This is a genomic window from Paenibacillus alginolyticus DSM 5050 = NBRC 15375 (assembly GCF_000422905.1).
Taxonomy (GTDB): Bacteria; Bacillota; Bacilli; order Paenibacillales; family NBRC-103111; genus Paenibacillus_E; species Paenibacillus_E alginolyticus.
Genome location: NZ_AUGY01000083.1, coordinates 1 through 17709, shown reverse-complemented (window position 1 = coordinate 17709; position 17709 = coordinate 1). Strand labels below are relative to the sequence as shown.

Annotated in this window: 12 protein-coding genes and 1 pseudogene; 8 read left to right on the top strand and 5 right to left on the bottom strand. The window is 49.2% G+C overall.

All coding sequences use genetic code 11. The features are described from left to right. Nucleotides 1–2 precede the first annotated feature (2 nt). The 4 genes from G519_RS0129215 to G519_RS0129200 form a co-directional block, all read right to left on the bottom strand. On the bottom strand, nucleotides 3–959 hold the full coding sequence (locus tag G519_RS0129215) for an AAA family ATPase (protein ID WP_036634179.1): 957 nt from the start codon (nucleotides 957–959) through the stop codon (nucleotides 3–5). Between the two features lie 230 nt (nucleotides 960–1189). Then, entirely contained in the window at nucleotides 1190–2329 is a 1140-nt protein-coding gene (locus G519_RS0129210) for a transposase (protein WP_029197690.1), read from the bottom strand. A gap of 461 nt (nucleotides 2330–2790) precedes the next feature. Further along, a complete protein-coding gene (locus G519_RS45135) occupies nucleotides 2791–4455 on the bottom strand; it encodes an MORN repeat-containing protein (RefSeq protein WP_051253804.1) in 1665 nt (554 codons plus the stop codon). 50 nt (nucleotides 4456–4505) lie between these two features. Continuing rightward, the gene (locus tag G519_RS0129200) at nucleotides 4506–4892 is read right to left on the bottom strand and encodes a DUF4280 domain-containing protein (RefSeq protein WP_029197689.1); all 387 of its coding nucleotides are present in this window, start codon (nucleotides 4890–4892) and stop codon (nucleotides 4506–4508) included. A 424-nt stretch (nucleotides 4893–5316) separates the two neighbouring features. Between G519_RS0129200 and G519_RS48015 the strand changes: the two genes are divergently transcribed. From G519_RS48015 to G519_RS48005, 8 genes are all read left to right on the top strand, one after another. Continuing rightward, on the top strand, nucleotides 5317–8568 hold the full coding sequence (locus tag G519_RS48015; RefSeq protein ID WP_051253803.1) for a stalk domain-containing protein: 3252 nt from the start codon (nucleotides 5317–5319) through the stop codon (nucleotides 8566–8568). Nucleotides 8569–8585: 17 nt separating this feature from the next. After that, nucleotides 8586–10520 (top strand): HAMP domain-containing protein, encoded by a 1935-nt coding sequence (locus G519_RS48010; protein ID WP_029197688.1) that lies wholly within the window; start codon nucleotides 8586–8588, stop codon nucleotides 10518–10520. A gap of 69 nt (nucleotides 10521–10589) precedes the next feature. After that, nucleotides 10590–11351, top strand: coding sequence for an adenylate/guanylate cyclase domain-containing protein (locus tag G519_RS45125; RefSeq protein ID WP_029197687.1), 762 nt, complete (start codon nucleotides 10590–10592; stop codon nucleotides 11349–11351). A gap of 21 nt (nucleotides 11352–11372) precedes the next feature. Continuing rightward, entirely contained in the window at nucleotides 11373–11867 is a 495-nt protein-coding gene (locus G519_RS0129180; protein ID WP_029197686.1) for a GNAT family N-acetyltransferase, read from the top strand. A 23-nt stretch (nucleotides 11868–11890) separates the two neighbouring features. Beyond that, a complete protein-coding gene (locus G519_RS0129175) occupies nucleotides 11891–14947 on the top strand; it encodes a cyclic nucleotide-binding domain-containing protein (protein WP_084160398.1) in 3057 nt (1018 codons plus the stop codon). Nucleotides 14948–15015: 68 nt separating this feature from the next. After that, on the top strand, nucleotides 15016–15453 hold the full coding sequence (locus tag G519_RS0129170) for an ATP-binding protein (RefSeq protein ID WP_036634177.1): 438 nt from the start codon (nucleotides 15016–15018) through the stop codon (nucleotides 15451–15453). Continuing rightward, complete coding sequence (locus G519_RS0129165) at nucleotides 15450–15785, top strand: STAS domain-containing protein (protein WP_029197683.1); 336 nt, start codon at nucleotides 15450–15452, stop codon at nucleotides 15783–15785. Before G519_RS0129170 ends, G519_RS0129165 begins: the two co-directional genes overlap by 4 nt. Before the next feature lie 48 nt (nucleotides 15786–15833). After that, nucleotides 15834–17282, top strand: coding sequence for a PP2C family protein-serine/threonine phosphatase (locus tag G519_RS48005; RefSeq protein WP_051253802.1), 1449 nt, complete (start codon nucleotides 15834–15836; stop codon nucleotides 17280–17282). 284 nt (nucleotides 17283–17566) lie between these two features. Here the strand turns inward: G519_RS48005 and G519_RS53920 are convergent. Further along, a pseudogene (locus G519_RS53920) lies at nucleotides 17567–17709 on the bottom strand (IS110 family transposase); the annotation flags it as partial.

Sequence of the window (17709 nt, the reverse complement as noted above, 5' to 3'; positions counted from 1 at the left end):
GGCTACCCCAGCTTGACTTCCGTAGGAACGGGGGTAGCTGCAAGGATACTGACCAGCAGCGCATGCACCTGCTGGTCTTGTTGGCGCGATCGCGTGCGCAGCAAGATGCGATGCGCCCAGACAGGCCCCGCCAACGCTTTGATGTCGTCAGGCAGCACATAGTCGCGACCGCGAAGCGCCGCGTACACCTGCGCCGACTTCATCAAGGCGCGAACGCCGCGCGGGCTGACGCCAAGCGCGGCATCCGCATGCGAGCGCGTCGCTTCCGCGAGCTGCACGATGTACTGCAGCAGCTCGTCGCTGACGCGCACCTGCGTGAACAAATGCTGAGCTTCGAGCAGCTCACCACGGCCCACAACCGGCAGCAGCTGATCGAGTGGATCATGCTGCTGGTAGCGCTTCAAGATCTGAACCTGCTCGGCTGCGGACGGATAGCCGAGCGAGAGCTTCATTAGGAAGCGGTCGAGCTGAGCTTCCGGGAGGGGGAACGTCCCCTGATTCTCGACAGGGTTCTGTGTGGCGATGACGAGGAACGGAGCTTCGAGCATGCGCGTTTCACCGTCGATGCTCACCTGGCGTTCCTCCATGCTTTCCAGCAAGCTTGACTGCGTGCGCGGTGTCGCGCGGTTAATCTCATCGGCTAGCACGATGTGAGCGAATAGCGGCCCTGGGCGGAATTCGAATTCGCCCAGCTTCTGGTTGAAGAAATTGATGCCGCTTACATCTGATGGCAGCAAGTCGGGCGTGAACTGGATGCGCTTCATTGTGCCATCGAGGGAGCGGGCCAGCGCTTTGGCTAGCTGCGTTTTCCCTGTACCGGGAACATCCTCAAGCAGCACATGCCCGGAAGCAATGAGGGCGATGACCATAAGCTCGACGGTATCGTCCTTGCCAACAATGACTTTACCTACGTTTGTTTTAATTAGTGAAGCTATTCGTCCTATTTGTGCGAAATCCACTGGTATTCCTCCTAATAATTGAGTTGGTTTGTTATTTAAGATGTTTTATGAGCGGTTTTACTGCACTTCCTGTCTATTGAGGGAACGCAGGAGACCGTCGATTAATATAAGTTTTTTAAGCTTCATACTCCTCTATTCAGAATTTTGTTTTGAATTCCTGCTCGGAGGAAATTTTTAGCGCACCTTCATTACATTTTTTCTTCTCAGCAGGTATTAACCTGCCGAGAAGCTTAGGAAGCACATACAGCAATGCCCCTTGGTCGCAGCTTCTGCCGGACGAAGGGGTCTTCATGGTAATGACCGAGTTTTTTTACTATGAGCTTTATGTTAATTACCATCGCTTTAAGCTTCGCCATAATGCGAAGCTTGTTGCGACCTCGAACGTGCGGACGTCGGAGTTCATGATGGTTGGCTAGTTCATTGTTGGTACGCTCAATTTTGCTTCGTACTCTTCGCGCTGTTTGTCCTTCTTCGGTCTCATTCCGAATTATTGCCGCCTCTACGAGCTTATGGTGGTCACTAATAAATACGGAGCGTCCCTTCTTATTCGTTGTGCATTGCGCTTGGATAGGACATTCTGCACAATTGATCGTTTTAAAAAAATGCTGGTAACCCTCTACTTTGTTATTACGTGCTATACGAGCTGTTGTTTTAAGACGCTTGCGGTAATGACCATATCCGTAAGCAGAAGCGGCTGATACAAGTTTTGGTGTTACCTCATGATGCGTTATGACGCTCGTCACAAGTGCCTTCAATAATTCACCGTCGTGTTCATTACCCGGAATGGGCTTGATCTCTCGAACGCTTCCACGAGTCGCGTAAGCTTCCGTATGAAAGGAATCAACTAGCCAACAATCCTCTTTTGCACCCCATAAGCCGCGGGCTTTTGTTTGAGCCAAGACATAGTGAAAGCAAGCGTGAATTAGCTGATCACCCATACGATCCCGATCCAGTCCAAGCGTACTATGATCCAAGCCGGTAAACGACAAGGGTACACCAAGAAAACGCTTGATGGCCATATCAAACATCAAGCGAACTTCTATTTGGCGATCTGAACAGTTTTCCATGGCCTGGACTATATGTAGCTTGAGCTTGAGGGCAGGCGCGTAAGGGCGTTGACCGAGTGGTGAATAGAGATAGGCGCAGAGTTCGTTAGCAAAGGAGAAATCGACTAGTCGATCCACCTGACTCCAGAGAAAGTCAGCCAGAGTAAGATCTCCGAAGTCTTTATAGCGAATTCTTGAAGAGGAAGCCGTACCTTTAGCAGCAGAAGGAAGCATAGGAAGTGATTCAATCTGAGGAACCAAAATTCCAAAATCACCAAGAGAAACTTGAGATTGGTCTTCATTTTGAATCGAATGCTTTTTCATATATAGAACCTCCACCACTAGTGTTACCTCATTGTGCCACGAAATTCGTAGTAAATAGGAGATTTATGGACATAAAAGGTTGTTTTATTGGGTAAACGGGAAAATTCAGTCAGATATGAATATTTTCCCGAGTTCCATAATTGGAAGTAGTACAAGGCGATGCAGGTATGAGTTAATCGACGGTCTCCGTAAGGGCCTTATTTGTTAAAATAAGCGCGATTCGGGAGCAAAACAACAAAAATAACGTCTTGTCGTTCCGTTTGCTCTGAAATTCGAGCTTTTTCACCCAAATAGCGGCACTACGTTCCGTCTAAGACCGGAGAAAGCGATTGTCAGGTCGGAAGTGTGCAGCTTACTACCGTTCAGCGTGCAAAAGGAACTCGTTAGCACGTGAAGGAATCGAGTCAGCGATGTGTGCAAAGGGAACCCGTTAGCACGTGAATGACTTGAGGCAGCGCCTCTTATTTGGTAGAGCTGACCTGAAGCAGGTGAGCTTCTTTGGTTTTGTTGAAATGCGTGAAGGTGAAGATGAAATCACCTTTGTAATAGCTGTTCGTGTAGGTGCCGGCACCTGTGCCTACCTCGAGTTCCATGACGATGTAGCCGGCATCGTTCGGTTCTCCGCGCTTTTTGATGGTCTCGATGGCTGGCTGCAGCAGCGCCAAAGGCTTCGAGCCCCAAATGCTGAGGGAGGTGACGACGGCCTCCTTCGGGTTGCCCTTGGACGGCTCTACCAGCAGTGACAGCTGGTAGGCCGGATAGTTCAGCAGCAGCTTAACGCCTGCTGCTGTTGCCGGATCGGCCGCGCCAGCGCCGACGGCCGGCGGAACCGCGGCGGCGTCGCCCGCAGCCGCCGTCTCCGAGGAGGCGGCCACTGGCGCCTCCTGGCCCGCGAGCATGACGCTGGCATCCTGCAGCGTCACCTCGGCCGGTTTGCCCAGCAAGTCTTCGACTTTTTTGCTGGACAAACCGAGGAAGCTCTGCAGGCTGGCCTGGCCGCCTGCAAAAAAGCTACGCAGCAGCGGCGCGCCGTCTGCGTCAAACAACGTGCCAAGGCCGTCATAGACGCCGGCCTTGAAATCGCCTTTGTAGACGAGTTTGCCGGGCTCGTCATATGCTTCCCCGGCGCCGCTCAACACGCCGCTCTGGAACGTGCCTTTGAAGCGCGGCACGCCCTTCTCATCGAAAGCGGTGCCTTCGCCGCCATACGCGCCAGCGAGGAATTGGCCTTTATATTTGATCAGGCCATTCACATAAAACTCGGTGCCATCTCCGGAATAGCTGCCGTTCTTAAAGCCGCCTTCATAGATGAGATGGCCCTTCCCATCAAAAAGCTTACCAGCCCCGTTATATTGTCCCGCTGCAAATTCACCTTCATATTGCGCGATACCGCCAGATGAGAACAGCTTACCAGCCCCATTATAAAGGCCGCCGTTAAACAAGCCTTCATACAAAAGATCTCCGCTAGGAGCGAACAGTTTCCCTGCCCCGCCGTATTTACCATTTTGAAATTCGCCGATATACTGCACTTTCTGCTGCGCATCGTATTGGGTTCCCGCCCCGTTAAAGGCGTCTCCGGCAAATGCACCTTTATATTGCAGGGTGCCGTGTTCGTCATAAAGGGAGCCGCTGCCTGATTTTTGCCCCTTTTCAAAATCACCTTCATACGCCAACTTGCCGTTATCATAAAAAAGCTTTCCTTTGCCGGCATATTTGCCGTCAACCAGCTCCCCTACATAGAGAGCATCCTTTTGGGTACCCACAACTTTGCCATTGCCTGAAAAACTCGTAAGTTTAGGGGTATCTTTCTGAAGGACAGGAACGCGATTCAACCACTTATTGACGATCGCAGGGGGGCGAATAAAGATAAAAAAGATCAAAACGAGCAGGAATAAAGTGATAAAAAGAAGCAATCTTTTGGAGACATAATAGGATCCGATCAAAACGTAGTTTTTCAGTGACGTTTCGCGCGTCTGAAGCATGACCCTAAGGACCTGTTGAAACTTAATGATCGCTAGTTTGGGCAGCCTTCCGACTGTTGCGATAGCTTTCATGATATGCCCAATGAATGGCGCAACGACAGGCCTTAGCACTTTTTCAATGGTTTTGACCGGCTGGATCTCCAAATCTTCTCACTCCTAGATGGAATTATTAAATGAGGTATTTTTAAAATGAGTTAGGGCACCTGAATGGTCATTTGCCCTGGTTGTTGAATTTGAATGACGCCGCCCCAGTTGCACATACATTTGGACGTATTGTTCAGCGCGGGCATGTTCGCGACGAGCACAGTCGGTGATCCAGGAGCCCAAGGCGCCGCTGTTACTGGCACGCAGGGCATGGGAGTCAGAACGCCAAGTGCAGCCGCCGTTGCCGCAGCAACCATGGGATTTGCCATTGAATTGCACATCCCAAACGGCAGGATGTTCACCATCGGCTTATTATCCATAATGTTGGCAATGGGCATAGCGGTCATCACCATGTTCGCCGGAAGCACCATTAATGTACCAGGCGCGGCACCGAACGAGCATTGCAGCATCGCACCACCGCAAACGAGGTTTCCCATGTGAAGCTCTCCTTTCTTGATCAAAATCGCGCCGCTGTGCTTCCAGAGTAGGACAGTAAGCATGTTTTACATCGTTAAAGTAGCGAAATTAGCATTCGTTTTGCGTTTAAGGTTGTTTTATATCGTTAAAGTAGCTGTATGGGTGATTAGTTGCAGATCTGGCAGGTGTTAAGCATGTTTTTCAGCGTTAAAGTAACTGGAAATAAGAGGAAAAGAGCTGTATCCAGCAGGATAGCGTGCTCCGTCAAAATTCGCTGTTTTCCATTACTTTCATACTACTAGATAAGTATGTGAGCAGTCTATTACTATATTCGATCGTTTTCACTATTTTTCTCCAAAAGATGGGTGCGGGATTGGGGGGAGTTATTGTACTATAAGAGGAGATGGTTGGGCGGAGGGATTTATAGTGATAGGGGCAAAATTAATGAAGTTGGGGCTTGTGCTGCTGTTGGGGGCATCGTCTATTTTGGCAGTAGGTTCAGGAGCTGAAGCTGCAACGGTGAAGTCTTTAAGCATGCGGGAAGCCATCGATCAAGGTTTGAAAATAAGTCCCCTATTGCGGGATGCCAATACCGATATTTTGAAGAAAAAGGTAGAGCTGGAGCAAGCGCAGCATGCTGTTAAAAATGAGGAAGCTAAGGCTTCCGGACTATTTGCCAAGCCTCGCAATTTAGGTCAGGAATTGACGACTCGTTTGAAGGTGCCTGGGGCACGCAAGGAGCTTTATATCGCGCAGGAGACGCTGCGGCAGTCGATGAATACAGCCCGATTTGATGTGCAAAAGGCTTATTTAGCAGCTTATCAAGATGCAGTGGCAGAAGAAAATGCACGGAAGAAAGCGGATGAAGCTAAGTCTGCCGCGGAAACGGTGAAAAAGAAGCTGAAATTCGGTCTTGCAGATAGCGCCGAGCAGGAGAAGGCAGATAAGGCGCTGGAGAAGGTTCTATCTGAATATAAACAGGCACAGTTAACGGCGAAATCCAGTCGTCTGGCGCTAGGCAAGCTGCTGAATTTAGACATGGAAAATAAAGTTCAGCTTTCGTTTGAGCCGGATTACGCGGATTTGAATCAGAAGCAGCTGCTTGCTTACATCGCAAGAGCTCAAAAGTCGACGCTAAGTTTGCTTAAGGACACAGAGGATCGGCGGTTAGCGGATGAGAAGCTGAATACGACGCGTGACTTATACAGCTCCAAGTTTGGTTCGGCGCGAATGAAGGTCATGGACGGGATGTATAAAGCCAAAGATGTGGATATGGAGCTGTTCCTAGCTAGTTATGAAACAACACTTTCACAAGTGAAGAAGGACTGGGAAGGCTTTTTCATGCTGCTTGGATTCATTCCTATTCCCAAATCGCTGCTTCAGGGGGAGTTTGATGGGCTGCGCTATTTGGACGATCTCAGGGATGCGCTTCCAATCGCGACCATGGAGCAGAATAAGGCCCTGCTTCAGGAGAAGGAAAGTCGGAATGCGGTCATTGCTGCGGTGCGGCAGTCATTTTTGGAAGCAAAAGGGGCCGAAGAAGGCTATGCGCAGGCCTTGCGAGATAAAGACAATGCGGCAGCCAATCTGGATAAAGCGAACCAGAAGCTAAAGCTAAGTCTAATGAAAACAGATGATCTCCAGGCCTATAAGGATGCTGTCATTCAAGCTGACCAACAAATTTTAGCTGCCCAAATGGGTTATAAAATGGCGCTCGGCAAGCTGGATATGGATACCGGGGGTGCGGTTGAAAGAACGATAAAGAAAGGTATTTTGCCTTATCGTAACCTTGATGACGGACTTGCGGCTGTAAAGCCGCAAAAGCCGAAAGCGCCTTTAGGTACTTGGAAGCTGAAGCCCGCGGTGGCCGCTCTGCTTAGTGATTTTAGTATAAAAGTAAATAAAAAGTTGGGCGCTACAGAGTACGCGGTATTTACGAAAGAAGGCCGTGCGATTGGGAAGCGGACGAAAATAAATAAGCCTGTGCGAAATTTATCGCTCAAGTTTAGTTCAATAGATCAGCTCAAGGTTGTTCTGTACAAAAAAGGGAAAAAGATCGATGAGCTGCCTCTGGAAGGCAAAGGGAATTCAGGGCAATTAGTAGCTGCAACGGCCGAAGATGGAGCGACTGGCGGAAATTCAGGCAGCAATTCGGGTGGAAGCAAAGGGGACAACAGCAGTGGCACAGACGAAAACGGCACAGGTGCTGAGGAGGGGGTAGGAACCGTCATTATCGGTTCCTACAAAGTGCAGCTGGACGCGCTGACCCCAGCGGCCACGATGGCGAAGTCGGGGCAGGGGATTTTTTATAAATCGGATGAGCCTGGGGCGGTTTGGATCGGCATGGATAATGCCCTAGATCCTAGCGCGCTAACCGATCCAAGCAGTTCTGCTGTGCTGACGAAGGAAGCAGCTGCTGCTTTGAAGGTTACGGTCGAGATCACGAAGCCGGGAGCAATTGCCTCCTTGGAGACTCCCGCACAGCTGCAGCAGCAGATCGATACGCTGAAGAAAGATATCGTGAAGCTAGAAGCGGCTAAGGAAGCGGCCGTAGCCGATTTGAAGCTGAGCGAGATCGCTGATCTAGCGGTGCAGCTGAAGGATGCGCAGGCCCAGCTCGGAATGCTGGAGGCACTGCTGAAAGGCGACAGCGGGGCAGCTCTCCAGCAGATGGAGCTGGTGAACAACCCGGACGCGCTGATCGCAGCGCTGTCCGAGGAAGCATCACCGCCGGCCGAACCGGGCGGTGAAGGCACTCCCAGCGGCGCAGGGCCGGCCGCCGGGAACGAGGCCAGCGAGGATCAGCTGGCCGAACAAGCCGAGCTCCAGCAGCAGAAGCTGGAGCAAGCCCTCGCCGCCGGCGAGCCGAAAGCGGCAGCAGCTCAGCTGCAGCCGCTTCTGGCGACGCAGGCGCAGCTCGCGGATGCGCAGACTGGCGCATCCAAGGGTCTTGCTTCGCTCAAAGAAGCGAAGCAGAAGCTCCAAGCTGCGCTTAGCGCAGCGCAGCAGGATCCTGAGCGGGTCGCGACGCTGACCCGCTCGATCGAAGCCGTCGACGAAGCGATGCTGTCGACGCAGAAGGACGCGCTGTTCGCACAGCTTGACGCTGTGCAGGAGCTGCTGGCAGCGCTGCCAGCAGCTTCAGCCGTGCAGCCGCAGCTGGAACAGCAAATAACTAAGCTGTTGGAGCAGCTCCAGCAGCAAGAGAAAGCCAAGTACACGCCAGAGGAGCTGCAAGCTCTGGCAGAAATCTCAACCACCTTGGCTAACATCACAACGGTAGACACAAGCTCTTCGTCTGGTTCTGATCCAGATTCCAGCCTTGTTCCCGTCAAGATTCAACCCATTTCGGCAGAAAACGTACTTTCTCCCAATATTTTCATTAAATTCGACGTTCCGCCTGTTATAATAAACGGGCAGGCCTATTTACCTATAAGATCCGTATCCGAATCGTTCGGTGCGGCCGTTGATTGGGATCAAGAAAGCCTTACCGTCACGGTTAGCACGGAATATGCGACCATTACTAGCCGTATTAATAATACTACGGCATATATAGACGGCGAGCCCACCCAGATCGATGGACCCTCTTTGCTGCTCGCAGGAAGGACCTATGTGCCGCTAAGGTTCATATCCGAATCCCTAGGTCTTCAGGTCGACTGGCATGCACCTACTCAAATCATTCAGATTTCTAATTAAGAGGAGATTAAAGAGCGATGAAGAAATCGATTGCGGCATTGCTGCTCGTACTGCTGCTTCTGGGTGCTGCCGGTACTTATCTTAGTCTACATCGGGATAGCTTCACGCTATGGCCCTTTACCAAAAGCATGCCCTTCGATGGTTTATCGAAGGCTGTCTCTGATCAACAAAACAATTTGTTCGTCATCGATAATGCCAAAAAAACCATTCATAAGCTGAACAGCCAAGGTGTTCTGCAATTCTCCATCACCAGTGAGACGGGGAAGAACGGGGAAGTGTATCGCTTTAATGATATGGCTGTCGATAACCAAGGCTACCTCTATACCATCCGTACACTGCTCGATCCGTACGGCATTGCGGTCAAATCCGAGCAGATTGTTCGTTATAAGCCTGACGGAGAGTTTGATCGCAGCTTGTTTACAGAAGAATATGATTCACAATCGAAACGATACAGAATCGGGTCCTTACGAAATGTTCAGGTTCGTGAAGGTATGGTGTACTTTTTCAACGACGAAGTGCAGCAATTAACCTTATATCAGGCACCGGTTGGCGAAACTTCATCCTCCGAACCGAAGTCCGTTTACACGATCAAGCTTCCTGAGAATAAATATGTGTCCGAGGCAGATGGTTATAAGCCAGGGGAGATCTATTATTCAACGCGCAGCGGAGAAATTTATCGTTCTTTTAGTGATGGTCATTCGGAGCTAGTTTATCCGCTTCCGGGTCTTGACCGTACAAGGCGCAATTTCCCGGAGAGCTTGCATCTGGATAATCAGGGACGGCTTATTTTCATCGATTTCAACAGCAAATCGATCTCCAGACTGGATCCCAAGCAGCCCTACATTATCGAAAGCCTTGTGAATGAGTCGAAAGCCAAAGCTAGCGGCGTAGAGCTTGCCTTTGATGCAACGAATAGCAGTATCGCTCAAGATGGCAGCCTCATTATTGTAGAATCAGCTCAAATTAATCGCCGTCTTTCGGATGGAACCATTACCCCCTCCTTAGTAGAAGCGTTGTATAGCGAAGCGACGAAAACAAAGGCCATTCTTCTTTGGTCCATCGCTATAGCAGGAATTTTACTTCTGCTTTATGCGATCAAAATTGTTTTCTTTAACTTGCTGCAGCGTCGTCTCCCTCTCATGATGAAACAAATTTTTATTTTAGTGCCGGTCATTGCGGTTTCGATGATTCTTCTATCTACCGTCATTTACAACAGCTTCTCAACGAAAATGGAAGAAGAAACCTTCAGCGAGCTTCTCTTACTGGCCAAAAACGGTCAAAATCTGATTGATGGCGATAAGCTGGAGAGCCTTGCTTCACCTCTGGATTATAATGGGACTGTTTATCAATCGTTCCGTAAAAAGATTCAATCTGTCTTCGATAATAATGAACAAGATGATAATCAAGGCTTTTACAAAGCGGTTTATAAATACGAGAATGGCGTCATTTATCGGATTTTGGAAGACGATGACGGAATGCATATGTTTAATCCATTTCTACAAACACCCGAGAATCAGCAGGTCGTGCTCCAAGGCAAGCCGGCCACAGGTCAATGGCAGGATTTTTCCGGCGAGTGGAGATATGCGATTGCTCCTATTTTTAATTCAGCAGGTAAAATTGTCGGTGTTTTCGAAACTAGTAAAAATTTGGACGGCATCCTCAAACATCGTCAATTGGTACTTCAATCGATCATTCGCAACATTGCTTTTATCTCGATAGGTTTACTGCTTGTTCTCTTTCTGATGACCTATGTGCTGCTCTCTTCGATTCGGAAGCTTCGCAATAGCGTTGGAGAGATTGCCAAGGGGAACTGGGATACGGTTGTTACGATCAACACAAGGGACGAAGTGTCAGACCTAGGCGACAGTGTCAATACGATGGCTGCCCGCATTCGAGATTATATCACCAAGGTAGAAAATTTCAGCCAATCCTACTATCGCTTCGTGCCGTAGCAATTTCTGCATTTTCTGAACAAAGAAAGCATTCTGGATGTCGAGCTCGGTGATCAGGTGGAGCAAAATATGTCCATCTTGATTTTCAATATCCGAGGCTTTTATCAACTGTCCAAAAGGCTCTCGCCAGAAGAGAACTTCAACTTCGTCAATTCATTTCTTAAAAGATTCGGGCCTTATGTACGCAACCATCAAGGTCTCATGAATAAGTATCTGGGCGCGGGCTTCATGGCGCTATTCCCGAATCAAGCAGACGAAGCGCTGCGAGCCTGTATTGAGATGCGTAAAGAACTGGACATCTATAATTCCCATCGAGCTAAAGTAGGTTACAAGCCGGTTGATTTCGGCATTGGTTTGCACAAAGGACCGCTCCGACTAGGGATCATTGGTGAGGAGCAGCGTTTGGAAGGCAATGTGATTTCCGACGGTGTTAATTTGGCAACGATGCTGGAGAAAATGACGGAACCGCTAGGCGCGTCGATTCTCATTACCGATTATGTGGTTCAATCGTTGGAGCAGCCTGACGGCTTTCTCTACCGTAATCTGGGATTGATTCAGGTAGAAGGGGTCAAAGAGCCGCTTCATCTGTTCGATGTGTATCAGGGGGATCCGGATACGATCCGAACGCTGAAGGATAAAACCAAAGCTTTGTTCGAGCAAGCTGTGACGTACTACCAAGTAGGGCGTTTCTATGATGCGCGTGAAGCATTCTTGATGGTCATTAAGCAAAATCGTCAAGATAAAGCCGCACAGCTGTATTTCTATATTTGTGATGAATACTTCCAAAACGGTACAACAGCAGAGTGGAATGGGACATTATCTGTTTCTTAATGTGAAAGAGGAGATCTTGGCATGCATGTACACGAATTAGTAACGGAAAAGGACGCATTGCGAATTACAGATTTTTATTTGTCTTCGGAATCTTTTGATGACCAGCGGCATACACCGGGAGAGCTTGAACATTTCCGCAATGCTCCCCGGTTAAGCTTGACGCAGCGCAATCATCGTCATTGGTTTATTGAGAACGAATCAGGTGAGATTATTGCGGTTACCAGCTGCAAGGAAAATGAGCATCAATCCGGAGGATTTCTGTGGGACTACTTAGCTGTACACCGCGAGTACCGCAGACATGGCTTTGCGAAGATATTATTCCAAGCTTTGGAGGCATTTGCCAGATCAGCGGAGGGGCGCTATATCCTTACCTATACCTGTGATTTACCAGAGTATCAGCCCATCCAAAAAATGTTTAGAGCGAATGGCTTTGAATTAATCGGCACGTATCCGAATTACTATTATGAAGGTGAAGCCAGGCTGGCTTTCTACAAACCATTGTTAACCAACAAATGAAATAATAGATTGGACCTGATGATATGCAAGGAAGCTTAACCAGATGGATGGGACTGCGCACAGAAGATTTTCGGAAGCTATGGATGATGCTGCCGATCTTTTATTTTAGCGGGATTGCTGAATCCTTGAATTATACGGCGTTCATGGCACTTTTTAACCAAAGATTCGGTGTGCAGTATCTGCCTTATATTTATATCGTAGAAGCGGCAATCATGCCTCTAGAAGGCTGGCTCTTAGCAAAGCTGGCGAATCGGCTGCCTAAAGCCAAAATGATGACTACACTCTACCTCATCATGATGGGATTGCTGCTCCTCAATGGTGCAGTGCTGCTTGGATTCAAGCTAGGCGGCATTGATTTCCGGTATTACTACCCGATTCTGTTCTTGACTTCCAACTTTGTGGTGAGACAGCTTACGCTGCTGCTCTGGAGTACGGCCTTTGATTTGTGCCCCACTCAGCAGGCCAAAAGGTTAATGCCGGTGTTCATCGCTTCAACGACAACCGGTGGAATTACGGCGGGCTTGATCGCTCACCAAATTGGTAAACTGCTTGGTACCGAAGCGGTATATGCGCTAGCTCCAGTGCTGATGGTGTTTGGTTTCATCTTTTTCCGCAAAGCATTGGCACGGTATTTGGTGCCCTTGACGTTGAAAGAAGACAAACGCTTGAAGACCCCGGCAAATTCTGGCACAGGGGAAGAGGAGCAGCAGCCTGCTGGTTATTATGTGAAACAGATGCTGCGCAGCCCGTTTCTGCTGTGCGCCATTGCTTTGATGACACTTATGCCTGCAGTTTATTTTATGATCGAGTATCAATACTTTACGGCTGCTGAGAGCAAGTTCCCTAAGGAAGGCGATTTAACCTCATTTTATGGATTAATTACCGCTATTCAGTTCACGATCTGCTTGCTTCTGCAAACCGTGTCTACCCGCTTAATGAACTGGCTGGGCGCGAGTAATATGCTGCTGGCGATTACGATTATCTTCCTTGGCGGCTTTGGACTTACGGCTTTGTTCTTAAATCAATCGTTGGGGCTTGTGATGGTGTCCGGCTCCTATGCCATTTTTTATATTTTGCTGTATTACATTGCGGAGCCTTGCTATCAGCTGTTTTTCAAAATGATGCCTATCGGAAGGCGCGACGGCTATCGTTATTTTGCTCAGGGCGTGGCTGCTTCGGGCGGGATCTTAATCGGTTCGCTGCTATCCTTGCTGCATTCGTTTGGCCTCATTCAGTTGTCCCCTCTTGCTTGGGTAGGTGTCGTTGTAGCGGCTATTCTCGTTGTGGTGGCGTGGTTCGGAAGGAATCTATACATACGTGAACTGGTCAAAAGTGTGCAGTCCTTGCATGCGGATCTATCGGATATTGCGGGCTCCTTTATCGGGGGCATTCGCAGCTCCAAAGCTCTTTCCTCCATGCTCGGCTATCTGAAGCATCCGAATGATTATGTGCGAGAGCTGGCCCTCGAAGTGATTGGTAAAGCGAAGGATTCCGCGTTTCTGCCGCAGTTGATCGGAATGATCGGCGAGGAAAGCTCGCGAATCCGCATTGCTGTACTGCGGGCGATGAATCTTCAAGGCGCAACGATTCAGGATCTCGTGCAGGTCGCTTCGTTCCTGGAAGATGAGGACCCTGAAGTGCGTGCGGAGTGTGTTAAGCTGATTTCAAAGGCAACGCATCTCAGAAGCCAATCGCATTTCTTCATTCGCGTAAAGCTGTTAGACAGCCATCCTAAAGTTGTACACGAGGGAGTTAAGGCGCTTTATGCACTGGAAAGTGAAGAAAGCTATCAAGCCTGTGACGAGGCGATTATTAAAATGCTCGATTACGGCGGTGAGTGGGCGGTTTACGGCTGTCATACCGTAGCGGATCTGAAACTGGATTCCTATTCAGCATGGGTGTTATCGCTGCTCGACGATCATCGTCCTGCTGTCAAAGTTGCGGCTGCGCACTGTATTGGCAAGCTGCAGCATATTGATGCAATTCCCCATCTCTTGTCGATGGTGCCGCTCGCCGATCAAGAGCTGCGCAAGGCCATTCTTGAGGCTTTCGTAGATATGGGGGCTAAGGCTCTGCCAGATTTGCTGAACGGTGTGAATCATGTGAATCCATTTATATGGAATTCGGCGGTTACAGCGCTTGCTGAGCTGCTGGATGAAAGTAAATTACGGTCAGAGTTAGTTGAACGCTGTGTAAGTCGAATGCTTGCTTCCACGCAGGAACGCGCTTTACCGGCTGCTTTTCATGAGCTGGGAATGCAGGGGCTTGCCGAGCTTGCCAACCAACGCTGCGGGGAGCTGCATAATGCGCTGGTTGGCGGTGCGTGGGCGGTAATGGCCAAGTTCGTAGATGAGCGTGTGGTTACGACACTTCGCGAAGCGACTCAGGACGAGAGTGACGAAGTACGCGATAATGCTTTGGAAGTTCTTGCTGAAGGGCTCGGCGATCGCAGGTTGGCCTTGGCCCTGTTGGAATTATTAAAGAAAGAAGCGGGCAGCAGCCGTGGGGTTACGACGGAGCCGCTTCTCATTTTGCAAGAAGCTAAGATTTGGTCGGATGATTGGCTTCGAGATATTGCTGTGTATGCACTAAGTTCACTGGAGCGTGCCGATATGAAGGAAGATCGCAAGTTTTTAACGATGCTGGATAAAGTTATTTTCTTGAAGCAGGTTTCCCTATTCGCGGACCTGTCCGTGGACGAACTAGGTTTAATTGCAGGGATTGCAACGGAAGAAGTACATGAAGATCTGACTTATCTATTGCGCCGTGGTGAGAAGAATGCAGCCATGTATCTCATCATTGAAGGCAACGTAGAGCTGAGCAATGAGACGGGTATTGGGGAGACTGTAACGATTGGTGTACTGGGACCGAAGCAAGCATTCGGCGAAACGACAGCCTTAGACGGATCGCCTTCCTCGATTACTGCTCAAGCGATTTTCGATGAGGTACGTGTGCTTACTTTGCAAGGGGAAAGTTTGTCTCGGTTAGTGAGATTGTATCCAGAGATCGGGATTGGGCTACTTCATGCTTCTAGTGCCAGAGTGCGGCTGCTTGAAAATATGCTTTTGAAAATGGCTTAAATCGGTTATTCCTTAATTCGAAATTCGGCTTGTGGCTTTAGTAATCAGCGTCTGGGAGGGTGAATGTCGTGTCATCAGAGTCCATCGTTTTGAGCAATGATCTGAAGGAACTGGAACGGCTAGGTGTATTCTTGCGAGGCTTGTCGGGGACGATGGGCATGGATGACCATACGTTGTACCAAGTGAATTTAGTCTGCGACGAGCTTGTGACGAACATCATTCTCTATGGCTACCCGCCTGATGAACCTAGTAGGCATACGATCCGCATTGATTTGGGGCTTGTCCCTGGGGGTTGGGAGCTTCGAATGACTGATCGCGGAGTGCCTTTTAATCCTCTGTTGAAATCCAGTCCGACTGTGGATCTGAGCTTGGAAGATCGCGGGATTGGCGGTCTCGGCATCTACTTTGTGAAGCAGGTTATGGATGACATCATGTATGAACGCTTGAACGGGGAAAATGTGCTAATGATGAAAAAATGGCAAATCAAGGAGGAGGGAATATCATGATGATAACCGAGCAAATGCTAGGTGATATCGTACTGCTGAGCTTAAACGGCCGACTGGATGCGAATACTTCCGCGAGCTTGGAATCGGCTTTTGCAAAGCTAGTCGAGCAAGGGAATGGCAAGTTTGTGTTTGATCTTCAAGGACTTGACTATGTCAGCAGTGCAGGGCTCAGAAGCTTACTTGCTGCAGCCAAAATGATTAAGGTGATTCAAGGCAAGCTGGCGTTGGCACGAATGAATGAACATGTGAAGGACGTTTTCGACATGTCGGGATTTAGTCGCATTTTCTCGATTTATGAGACGGAAGCGGATGCTGTCCATGCTATTTCTTAGTACGACAGCTAGGAATCAATGTAAGGCGAATGATAGGGGGCACGCTGGATGAATATCGTTGTAGGTATGCTTCTCATTCTGTGTCTCGCGGTTGTCGTCGTATGGCAGCTGAGCGAGCGAAAGCGTAGATCCGTAGAGCTTGAGCTTCAGAGAACCATGCAGCTATTCGATGTTAGCTTAGAAGTGAATTCAACGATCCGCAAGCAGGATTTGCTTGTGAAAATCATGGAAACCTCTTCTCGCATTATGAATGCGGAGGCTTCGTCGGTCATTTTGGTCGATGAGGAAAAAGGGGAGCTGTTCTTTGACCTTGCGCTAGGTGAAAAAGGCGATGAGGTTCGTGAAATTCGCCTCAAAATAGGTGAGGGCATCGCAGGCTGGGTGGCTCAGACCGGCGAATCCGTCAAGGTTGATGATGCTGGACAGGATGAGCGGTGGTCGTCGAAGGTAGCGAAACGAGTCGATTATCCGACGCGCAGCCTACTCTGCGTACCGCTAGTCAGCAAGGGGAAAATCATCGGTGTGCTGCAGGTGTTGAACAAGCGGGATGGCGCGCATTTCACTGACCGCGATTTACAGCTGCTCGAGTCCATCGCTTCGCCAACAGCGGTTTCCTTGGAGAATGCCATGCTGTATGAAGCGCTTGAGAAGTCTATCCATGCGTTGAAAACGACGACGGCCGCTAAGGAACGGATGGAGAGCGAGCTGCGCATTGCCACCGACATCCAGATGGGATTCCTGCCTCGCGGAAGTCTGTGTATAAGCAGTGGCGGTGTTGAAGGTGAAACGAGCAGCTCATCTGAAGCAGACGGTCGTGAAAGTGCTGCCGCAGTCACCGTCGAGGCACATGCCATCATTCGTCCTGCTCGTGAAGTGGGAGGGGATTTCTACGACTACTTCTGCATCGGGGCGGATCGCTTGTTCTTCGTGCTTGGCGATGTATCTGACAAAGGAATCCCTGCGGCATTATTCATGGCGGTAACCATGACATTATTGAAAGGGAAGATGACCTCAGAGATGACTCCCGGTGAGCTGTTGACGGCTGTCAATCAAGAGCTTTATAAGGACGACTCAACGATGTTTGCTACGATCTTCTGCGGGGTTTTGAACGTCGCGACAGGTCTACTCCTGTATAGTGATGGCGGTCATTGTCCTCCTTACATCGTGAGGGATGGCGGTGAGGTTGAGCTTTTGAAAGGGAAAAAAGGCCTTCCACTTGGCGTCATGGACGACATGCTGTATATGAATAATGAGGTCATGCTAGGTCAAGGAGATCGTATAGTCGTGTATACGGATGGCATTACAGAGGCCGAGGACCAACTTCAAAATCAATATGGCTTTTCCCGCCTCAAGGATGTATTGATGAAGGAACAATCGAGTGCGCCTGAGCAATTGCTTGGTCAGATGGTGATGGATGTGGATCTATTCGCAGATGGTGCTGTGCAATCCGATGATATTGCCGTGCTCATTGTGGATCGCAGTCCTACCAAATTGTAGACTCCGCTGTATGGCGTTGTGATATAGTAAGTAGACAGACTTCTTGCACTCAGGGACTGAATTGTTGAAGTGCAACCATGATTCAATGAATGCTCCCATCAAAAGCTCGCTAGAGCAGCGGTACTATGTCAAGACCTTAATTGGAAAAAATCTTGAAGAACCGTAACTTTTTTAGGGGGTGAGCCTAAAAAAGGCCGCACGAAACTAAACCCACCCTATTTTGGTTATATGGAAATATTTTCTAATTTCCAAAATAATAGGTGGAATGGTTGAGTAAGGTTATGTCATTTCTGTTGTCGGATCACCTCCTTGGGTTCGTAGAGTCGGTTGGTTCGAAGCAGATAGTCGACCAACCGCACCAATTTACGAGCTGTAAGCGCAAGGGCACGTTTTTCGGCGTATTTGGCCGGCTCCGCTTTCTTAAGGC

Coding starts and splice junctions, on each gene's coding strand:
- G519_RS0129210 (WP_029197690.1), bottom strand. CDS start 2,329: ATGAAAAAGCATTCGATTCAAAATGAAGACCAATCTCAAGTTTCTCTT.
- G519_RS0129200 (WP_029197689.1), bottom strand. CDS start 4,892: ATGGGAAACCTCGTTTGCGGTGGTGCGATGCTGCAATGCTCGTTCGGT.
- G519_RS48015 (WP_051253803.1), top strand. CDS start 5,317: ATGAAGTTGGGGCTTGTGCTGCTGTTGGGGGCATCGTCTATTTTGGCA.
- G519_RS48010 (WP_029197688.1), top strand. CDS start 8,586: ATGAAGAAATCGATTGCGGCATTGCTGCTCGTACTGCTGCTTCTGGGT.
- G519_RS45125 (WP_029197687.1), top strand. CDS start 10,590: ATGTCCATCTTGATTTTCAATATCCGAGGCTTTTATCAACTGTCCAAA.
- G519_RS0129180 (WP_029197686.1), top strand. CDS start 11,373: ATGCATGTACACGAATTAGTAACGGAAAAGGACGCATTGCGAATTACA.
- G519_RS0129175 (WP_084160398.1), top strand. CDS start 11,891: ATGCAAGGAAGCTTAACCAGATGGATGGGACTGCGCACAGAAGATTTT.
- G519_RS0129165 (WP_029197683.1), top strand. CDS start 15,450: ATGATGATAACCGAGCAAATGCTAGGTGATATCGTACTGCTGAGCTTA.
- G519_RS48005 (WP_051253802.1), top strand. CDS start 15,834: ATGAATATCGTTGTAGGTATGCTTCTCATTCTGTGTCTCGCGGTTGTC.